Source organism: Protofrankia sp. CiP1_Cm_nod1, assembly GCF_920888515.1.
Classification (GTDB): domain Bacteria; phylum Actinomycetota; class Actinomycetes; order Frankiales; family Frankiaceae; genus Protofrankia.
Genome location: NZ_CAKKTM010000341.1, coordinates 1 through 8,045, shown reverse-complemented (window position 1 = coordinate 8,045; position 8,045 = coordinate 1). Strand labels below are relative to the sequence as shown.

General features: G+C 74.3%; 8 protein-coding genes. All 8 read left to right on the top strand.

Annotation, left to right across the window (positions count from 1 at the left end; all coding sequences use genetic code 11):
* Positions 1–175 precede the first annotated feature (175 nt).
* Complete coding sequence (fabD, locus tag NBX02_RS15380) at positions 176–1,315, top strand: ACP S-malonyltransferase (protein WP_250291910.1); 1,140 nt, start codon at positions 176–178, stop codon at positions 1,313–1,315.
* Positions 1,316–1,483: 168 nt separating this feature from the next.
* The gene (locus NBX02_RS15375) at positions 1,484–1,891 is read left to right on the top strand and encodes an acyl carrier protein (protein WP_250286757.1); all 408 of its coding nucleotides are present in this window, start codon (positions 1,484–1,486) and stop codon (positions 1,889–1,891) included.
* A gap of 204 nt (positions 1,892–2,095) precedes the next feature.
* Positions 2,096–2,869 carry an SDR family NAD(P)-dependent oxidoreductase gene (locus NBX02_RS15370; protein ID WP_250286755.1) on the top strand — a complete coding sequence of 258 codons (774 nt, stop codon included), beginning with the start codon at positions 2,096–2,098 and terminating at the stop codon, positions 2,867–2,869.
* A 158-nt stretch (positions 2,870–3,027) separates the two neighbouring features.
* On the top strand, positions 3,028–3,480 hold the full coding sequence (locus NBX02_RS15365) for a 3-hydroxyacyl-ACP dehydratase FabZ family protein (RefSeq protein ID WP_250286753.1): 453 nt from the start codon (positions 3,028–3,030) through the stop codon (positions 3,478–3,480).
* The gene (locus NBX02_RS15360; RefSeq protein ID WP_250286752.1) at positions 3,477–4,742 is read left to right on the top strand and encodes a beta-ketoacyl-[acyl-carrier-protein] synthase family protein; all 1,266 of its coding nucleotides are present in this window, start codon (positions 3,477–3,479) and stop codon (positions 4,740–4,742) included. The genes NBX02_RS15365 and NBX02_RS15360 overlap by 4 nt, the downstream gene beginning before the upstream one ends.
* On the top strand, positions 4,739–5,161 hold the full coding sequence (locus NBX02_RS15355; protein WP_250286750.1) for a 3-hydroxyacyl-ACP dehydratase FabZ family protein: 423 nt from the start codon (positions 4,739–4,741) through the stop codon (positions 5,159–5,161). Before NBX02_RS15360 ends, NBX02_RS15355 begins: the two co-directional genes overlap by 4 nt.
* Positions 5,158–6,450, top strand: coding sequence for a beta-ketoacyl-[acyl-carrier-protein] synthase family protein (locus NBX02_RS15350; protein ID WP_250286748.1), 1,293 nt, complete (start codon positions 5,158–5,160; stop codon positions 6,448–6,450). The genes NBX02_RS15355 and NBX02_RS15350 overlap by 4 nt, the downstream gene beginning before the upstream one ends.
* Before the next feature lie 173 nt (positions 6,451–6,623).
* On the top strand, positions 6,624–8,045 hold a 1,422-nt coding region (locus NBX02_RS15345; protein ID WP_250291908.1), incomplete at its 3' end, for a beta-ketoacyl-[acyl-carrier-protein] synthase family protein.

Here is an 8,045-nt window from a genome sequence, read left to right as displayed (position 1 = left end):
CGAGCCGGGACCGGCCGTGGCGCGACGAGCAGCCCGCCGTGGCGCGCACGGTGCCCGGTGCCTGGGGGCCCGGCCCACGCGTGGTACCCGGGCCGCCCGCGCCCGGCCGCCACGGCACACCCGCCGACCACCTTCGTGGCGCACGCGCCAACCGATCGGAAGGGAGAACCCCGAGATGACCCGGATCCCCGCCACAGCCACGGTCCTCCACCCCAGCGCGGAAAGCCCCGGCGCGGAGAGTCTCGGCGTGGATACTCTCCGCGCGGAGGCCGCCGGCGCGGAGCCCCCACCGGCACCGGCCGTCGGGGCGGAACGGGCCGCGGGCGAGGCGGCGGGGGAGCCCGCCCCGGGCAGCCGCTGCCTGGCCATGTTCCCCGGACAGGGCTCCCAACGGCCCGGGATGGCGGCCGACCTGGTCAGGCGGTACCCGGACACCGCAGGCCGGATCTTCGAGATGGCGGACGACGTCCTCGGCATCCCGCTGACGAAGCTGTGCGTGTCGGGCTCGGCGGAGGAGCTGCGCCGCACGGACGTGACCCAGCCCGCGATCGCCGCGACCAGCCTGGCGGTGCTCGAGGTGCTGCGGGCCGGCGGTTTCGAGGCGTCCGGCGTCGCCGGGCACAGCCTCGGCGAGTACACGGCGCTCGCCGCCGCCGGGGTGCTCGACGCGCGGTCCGTGCTGCGCCTGGTGCGCCGCCGCGGCGAGCTCATGGCCGAGGTGGGCAGCCGTACCCCGGGCGCGATGGCGGCGGTCATCGGGCTGCCGGCCGAGCGGGTCGAGGCGTTGTGCCGGGACGTCACCGGCACCGGTGTCGTGGAGATCGCCAACTACAACGACCCCGGGCAGACGGTCGTCTCGGGCCTGGCGGAGGCGGTCGCGCGGGTCGAGGCGCTGGCGGCGCGGGCCGGCGCGGAACGGATCGTGCGGCTCGACGTCGGCGCCCCCTTCCACTGTTCCCTGATGCGCGACATCGAGGCCGAGTTCGGCGCCGAGCTCGACCGGCACGTGTTCGCCGAACCACAGGTGCCGGTGCTCAGCGCCGTCACCGGCGGCTACGTCCGACGGGCGGAGGAGGTGCGCCTGCTGCTGCGGCGGCAGCTCGTCGAGCCGGTCCGGTGGGTCGACACCGTGCGGCGGGCCGTGGCGGACGGTCACAGCCTGCTCGTCGAGGTCGGGCCGGGCCGGGTCCTGACGGGATTCGTCAAGCGGATCGCCCCGGATGTCCGGGCGCTGGGAACCGCCCGTCCCCAGGCGATCGAGGCGCTGCTCGCCACCGCCGGCCACGGCGCCCCGCGCCCGGCGGTCCCGGCATAGCGCGCCGGCCGCGGCGGGCCGGCATTCCTCCGGCCCGCACCGTGCCACAACTGCCAGCACCTCCCGACCCACCACGTGATCCCTATGCCACGTGATCTGTACGCCATGTGATCCGCGCGCTGTGTGATCTCAACGCTGTGTGATCTCCATGAAAGAAAGGACAGTCCCATGACCGACACCGCAGCCTTCCCCGCCGCCATCCAGGAGGCCGTCGCCGACGCCCTCGGCCTGGACGAGACCGAGGTCACCCCGTTGTCCACCCTGATCGGGGACCTCGGCGCGGAATCGATCGACCTGCTGGACATCCTTTTCCGTATCGAGCGGAAGACCGGCGTGAAGATCCAGGCGTCCGACATAGGCAACCACATTCAGGGCGGCATCCCGGACTCGGAGTTCGGCGACGAGAACGAGATCATCACCCCGGTCGGCCTGGCCCAGCTGAAGAAGGCCATGCCGCAGATCGACACCGAGGAACTGGCCGGCAAGCTCCCGGCCGACCAGGTGATGAGCCTGTTCACCGTGCAGAACCTCGTCGACCTGGCGGTCCTGCGCGCCACGGCCACGGTGGACGCCTGAGCGCCCCGGCACCGGGATCCGGCGGCAGGGCCCGGCGTCCCAGGGGCTCGGCGTCCTGGGGATCCGGCAACGGGACCCCGCCGTGGCCGCTCCGCCCGGATGGCCACGGCGGGAGACGGCACGGACCGGCGGCACGGACCGGCGACCAGTGACACCGGCCGACGTGGCCGGCCGGCCAGAACGACAGGAAGGAAAGGAAAGGACGTGACGAAGCTGGCAGGGCAGGTCGCCCTTGTCACGGGGGCGTCCCGCGGCATCGGCCGCGCGGTCGCCCTGGCGCTCGCGGACGACGGCGCGCACGTCGCCGTGAACTACCGGTCCCGCGCCGACGAGGCGCAGGCCGTCGTCGAGGAGATCGAGAAGGCCGGCGGGAAGGCCGTCGCGCTCGCCGCCGACGTCGCGGACCCCGAGCAGGCGGCCGCGCTGGTCGAGCGGGCCCGCGCCGAGCTGGGCGGGCTGCACATCCTCGTGAACAACGCGGGGATCACCCGGGACGGGCTGATCTACACCATGGCGCCGACGGACTGGCTCGAGGTCATGCGGGTCAACTTCGGTGGGGTCTTCAACTGCACGCAGGCCGCGATGGGCCACTTCATGGCGGAACGCGCCGGCGTCATCATCAACATCTCCTCGGTGATGGGCGAGCGGGCCTGGACCGGCGAGTCCGCCTACGCGGCGTCCAAAGGGGCGATCAACGCCTTCACCCGCAACTGCGCGCTGGAGCTGGCCCGCTTCGGAGTGCGGGTCAACGCCGTGCTCCCGGGCTTCGTCCCCACCGATCTCGTCGACGGGCTGCTGGCCAAGGACGGCGGGAAGGCCATCAAACGGCGCATCCCCCTGCGGGAGTTCGCCACCCCCGGGCAGATCGCCCGGGTGGTGGCCTTCGTCGCCGGGCCCGACGCCGACTACATGACCGGGGAGCTGCTGCGCGTGGACGGCGGGGCCGCGGCCGTGCTCGGCACCGGCCGTCCCGACTGACCACCCGGGACCGCGGGGCCCCGGCAGCCGGGGCCCACCGGCGGCGCGCGAGGAGCACGACCGTGCTTCCCACGGGCTTCCCGCGGCTTTCCCGCGGGCGGGCCGGCGGGCCGGTGGGCCGACAGGCGCGTGAACCGACAGGAAGGCAGGCGCGGCCGATGCGCTTTCATCTCATTGACCGGATCGACTCCTGGGAGCCGGACCGGCGGATCGTCGGGCGCAAGGTGACGTCCGGCACGGAGCAGTTCTGGCGAGCCGGCCTCACCGGGCCGGTCATGCCGCCGCCGCTGGTGCTCGAGGCCCTCTGCCAGGCGGGCACCTGGCTGGTGATGATGAGCAGCGGGCACCGTAAACGAGCCGCGCTGCTGTCCGTGGGCGAGGTGGCGTTCCTCGGTGACGTCACACCGGGCGACGTGCTGCTGCTCGACGGCACGGTCGTGTCGATCTCGGACGAGGTCGCCGTCCTGGACGGGACGGTCAGCGCCGGCGGGCGCACCGTGCTCACCGCGACGTCCATCATGTGTGCCCTCATCGACGCCGAGCGGCTGGACGACCCGGCCGCCACGGCCCGGATGGCCGACCAGCTGACCGGGGCGGTGAGCGCGCCGTGAGGCGGGTGGCGATCACCGGCGTGGGCGCGGTCACCCCGGTCGGCAACGACGCGGCCACCACCTGGGCGAACCTCGTCGCCGGCCGCAGCGGGGTGGGCGAGCTGACCACCTTCGACACCTCGACGTTCTCGGTCCGCATCGGCGGCCAGGTCCGGGACTTCACCCTGCGTGATCTCGTTCCCGAGGCCGCCGGCTGGCGGCACCTGTCGCGGGCCGGCGGGTTCGGGCTGGCGGCGGCGGCGGAGGCACTGCGCGAAGCCAAGGTCACCCCCGCCACCTACGACCCCGACGAGTGCGGCGTCGCGATGGGCGGCAGCGTCGGACGCCCGGAGCTCCAGCAGGTCGTGGACATCGGCCACCTGCGGGAACGCACCGGCAACCGGGAGATCTTCCGGCATCCGCCCGGTGACGTGCTGCTGCGTGACCAGAACGTGCCGGTCGCCGCGATCGCGCGGCTGGCCGCCTGCACCGGGCCGATGGTCAGCGTCAGCACCGCCTGCTCCGGGTCGGGGCACGCTATCGGGGAGGCGTTCCGGCACATCCAGGACGGTGACGCGACGCTCATGCTCGCCGGCGGTTTCGACGCCCTGACCACCTGGATGGACCTGCTGGGCTTCAGCCTGCTGGGCGCGTTGACCGACCGTTACAACGACGACCCGACGCGGGCCTCGCGCCCGTTCGACGCCGACCGGTCGGGCTTCGTCATCGGGGAGGGCGCGGTCGTCGTCGTGCTGGAGGAGCTCTCCGCGGCCAGGGCGCGCGGGGCACCGGTCCTCGCCGAGCTCCTCGGCTACAGCTCGACCCTGAACGCCTACCGGATCACCGACTCGCCGCCGGACGGGCGCGGCGCCATCCAGGTGATGGCCCGGGCGCTGGCCGAGTCCGGGCTCGGGCCCGCCGGCATCGACTACGTCGTCGCGCACGGGACGGGGACCCCGGGCAACGACGCCTCCGAGACGACAGCGATCAAGGAGGTGTTCGGCGCCGACGCCCACCGTCTCGTGGTGAGCTCGCCGAAGTCGATGACCGGCCATCTCACCTCGGCCAGCGCCGCGCTGAACCTGCTCGCCGCGCTCGGTGCCATCCAGCACTCGGTCGTCCCGCCGACGGTGAACCTCGACACCGCGGATCCCAGGCTCGACCTCGACTACGTCCCGCTGGTGGCCCGGCCGATGCCGGTGTCGGGCGTCATGGTCAACGCGTTCGCGTTCGGCGGGACCAACACCTGCCTGGTGGTCGGTACCCCCAAGGAGGAATCATGACCGGCGCCGACATCGGCTCGGAACCGCTGCCGACAGCCTTCGACCGGCTCGTCCAGCTGGAGCACGGCCGGCAGGCGGTAGCTGTCCGTAACATTCCTGGGACGCTGGACGTCTTCGACAGCCACTTCCCGCGCTTCCCCGTGCTGCCGGGCATGCTGCTCTTCGAGAGCATGGTGGCCCTGGCCGGGCTGGTGCTGGCCGCGCCGGGGGAACGCTGGCGGCTGTCCGGGGCGCGGGTGGTGCGCTTCCGCCACTTCGTCCGGCCCGGCGACCAGGCGGAGATCACCGTGCGGGTCCTCGACCGCGCGGGGCAGACCGCCCGGTGCACCGCCTCGGTCACCGTCGACGGGCGTCCCGTCGCCTCCGTCCGGGCGCTGGAGCTGCTGCGGGAACCGTCGATGCTGGCGGCGACGGTATGAGCGGCGAGCGCGCGAGAAAAGTCGTGATCACCGGGATCGGGCTGCTCACGGCACTCGGTGAGGGCGTCCAGGACACCTGGGACGGGGTGCTGGCGGGCCGCGGCGGTGTGACGCCCCTGCGCGGTTACGACCCGTCGTCACTGCGCACCCAGCTGGGTGCCCAACTGGTTGATTTAGACCCAAAACAGTATGTAAGCCGCCGGACGCTGCGCAAGATGACCCCCAACGACGAGATCGCGATGGTGGGTGCCGTCCTCGCGCTGCGTGACGCCGGCCTGGAGGACGAGCGGCCCTTCGGCGAGCGGGCCGGCCTCTTCGTCGGCGGCAACAAGGAGCTTTCCCGGCCGGAGGGGGTGGTGGCCGGGGCGCTGGCCGCCCGCGCCGACGACGGCAGCGCCGACTACCACCGGCTCGGACGGGTCGCGTCCTCCACACTGACACCGCTGTTCTACGTCGAGGGGCTGCAGGCGGCGTCGCTGTTCTACATCTCCGAGGCCTACGGCTTCCTCGGCCCCAACGCCTACTTCGCCGGCACCGCCGAGGCGGGGGCGAGCGCGGTGGGACGCGCGGCGCGCGCGGTCCGGCGCGGCGAGGCCGACCTGGCGCTCGCCGGCGGGTTCGACGACCCCACCTCCTGGTGGTCGATGTCGAAGATGGACGGGCTCGGTGTGCTCTCGTCCCGCAACGAGCTGGGCGCGGCGGCCTGCCGGCCCTACGACCGGGCCCGCAGCGGATCGGTCTTCGGTGACGGCGCCGCGTTCCTCGTCCTGGAGGAGCGCGAGGCCGCGCTGGCCAGGGGAGCCCGCTGCTACGCCGAGATACGCGGGGTGGGCGCCGGTAACGACGGCGGCATGGTCGTCACGCCCGACCCGGGCGGCCGCGGGCTGATCCGCGCGATCACGGCGGCGCTGCGGGACGCGGACATGCCCGCCGAGGACGTCTCCTACATCGCCTCGCACGGCTGCGCGACCACGCTCGGGGACCTCAGCGAGACCCAGGCGATCCGCCGGTCGCTCGGGGCCCACGCCGAGCGCGTGTGGGCGAGCAGTGTCAAGCCGCAGACCGGGCATCTCGTCGCCGGGGCCGGGGCGCTGAACGTGGCGGTCGCCGCGCTGGCGCTGGCGGCGGGCGTGGCCCCCGCCACGGCCAACCTCGACGATCCCGACCCGGGCTGCGACCTCGACTGGATACCCGGCCAGCCCCGCGAGGCCCGGCTGACCGGCGCGCTCGCGCTCGCCCGCGGCCTGGCGGGCCAGCAGGTGGCGCTCGCCCTGGGCCGGGCGGCATGACCGGGCCCCGCCCTGGGCCGGGCGGCATGACCCCGTCGGCGCCGCCCGGCGGTCCCCGTCCGGGCAGCGCTCCGCGGCCCGGAGATCCCGGCATCGGTCTTCGTGCCAGTAGCGATTTTCGTTCCGACAGCCGTTCCGACAGCCGTTCCGACAGCGACGGAGGGGAGCCCGACATGGCGGAGGGGACACAGACCGCCGGTGACGCCGATCGGGTGGTCGTCACCGGTCTGGGAGCGGTGACGGCGCAGGGCGTCGGCGTGGCGAAGCTGTGGGAGGGCGTCCTGGCGGGCCAGGTGGCGATCCGTCCGGTGAAGAACCTGCCGATGGACGGCTACCGCACCGCCCTCGGCGGGGAGGTGCAGGAACCGGCCATCCCCGCCTACCCGTGGCCGCTGGACGTCGGCAGAGAACCGGCGCTGGACTTCGCTCTCGTCGCCGCCGAGGAGGCGATGGCCGCGTGCGGCATCGGCGTCGGCACCGCCGGTGGGGCCGCGGGCGCACCGGCCGCGCTGGTTCCCGCGCAGCGGTGGGGTGTCGTGCTCGGCAGCTGCAACGGCGGGCTGGTCAGCGGGGAGCGGGCCCTGCGCGACGAGCTCGCCGGCCGTCAGCCGGACTGGCGGCACACCCTGATGGTGTCCCCGCAGGCGATCGCCGAGGCGCTCGGCGCCGCCTTCGGCCTGCGCGGGCCGGTGCTGTCGGTCAACACCGCGTGCGCCTCCGGGGCGCACGCGATCGCCCACGCCACCGAACTGATCGTCACCGGCCAGGCGGACGCCGTCCTCGTCGGCGGCACCGACGCCTTCTCCGACGTGGTCTTCGCCGGTTTCAACAGCCTGGAGTCGCTCGCGGTGGGGCCGGCCGCGCCGTACTCGAAGGACCGCGACGGGCTGTCCCTCGGGGAGGGTGCCGGCATGCTCGTCCTGGTCCGCGCCGACATCGCGCGGGCGGCCGGTGCCCGCATGTTCGCCGAGGTCCTCGGCTACGGCTTCTCGGCGGACGGGTACCACCCGACCGCGCCGCACCCGCAGGGGGCGGGCGCCGCCCGGGCGATCACCGCCGCGCTCTCCCGCGCGGGCGTCGCCGCCGACGAGGTCGGGTACATCAACGGCCACGGCACCGGCACACCCAAGAACGACCCGGCCGAGAGCAACGCGATCCGCGCGGCCCTCGGGGAGGCGGCCGGGACGGTCGCGCTCAGCAGCACCAAGTCGATGGTGGGCCACCTGCTCGGGGCCGCGGGGGCGGTCGAGAGCATCGTCACGATCCTCGCCCTCGACGGGCAGGTCGCCCCGCCGACCGCCGGGTTCACCGCCGCCGACCCCCAGTGCGGGCTCGACGTCGTGCCGAACGAGGCCCGGCCGCTGGCCATGGACGTCGCGGTGTCGAACAACTTCGCGTTCGCCGGCGCCAACGCCTCGGTCGTCTTCGGCCGCCCCGGCCGGCGGCCCGCCGCGCCGGCCGGCCGGGACCGGCAGCGGGACCGGCAGCGGGACCGGGACCGGGACCCGGTTGTGATCACCGGCCTGGCCGCGCTGACGCCCGCCGGCACGAGCGTGGCCGAGCTGTGGGCGGCCTACCAGGCCGCCGGGAGCGCC